This window comes from Chitinimonas violaceus (assembly GCF_052601015.1).
This window is the reverse complement of the sequence record NZ_JBQXDJ010000247.1, coordinates 1-388: the sequence shown is the minus strand read 5'-3', so window position 1 is coordinate 388 and position 388 is coordinate 1. Positions and strand designations below refer to the sequence as shown.

The 388-nt window shown below is 45.4% G+C and carries 1 protein-coding gene; it reads right to left on the bottom strand.

Annotated elements, in window-relative coordinates; all coding sequences use genetic code 11:
- Nucleotides 1-121: 121 nt before the first annotated feature.
- Nucleotides 122-388: hypothetical protein (locus ACUHMQ_RS21155; protein ID WP_445297409.1), on the bottom strand; the 267-nt coding region annotated here is incomplete at its 5' end.

Below are 388 nucleotides of genomic sequence, written 5' to 3'. Positions count from 1 at the left end.
ACTAACTTGATGGCTTCCGCTCGGTATTCCGACGTATAGCTTTGTGTTTCTCTCTTACTCACCGCAGCCTCCTGTTGGCTCAAGTTTACCAATCAGGTGTGTCTACGGAATTCAGGCTACCTCAGAAGCCCATCGCTACAACACCCATCAATAGTATTTTCTTACTCCGCATTACGTTTCCTTTGAAACACAAGACTCGAATAATGGTCACGACTTTGGTAACAAAACTTCCTATGAAGAAGCTATCTTTCTTTACATCAAGCTCTAGGGTCTGTTGACGTTTTGACTTCGGTATATTGAAGAAGCGCAGCAAACCCGCAGAATTACGGTTCCTATACCAATCACCCTGCGGGTTTGCTATGCCCCGATTGATGCTCAGTGACGAGCT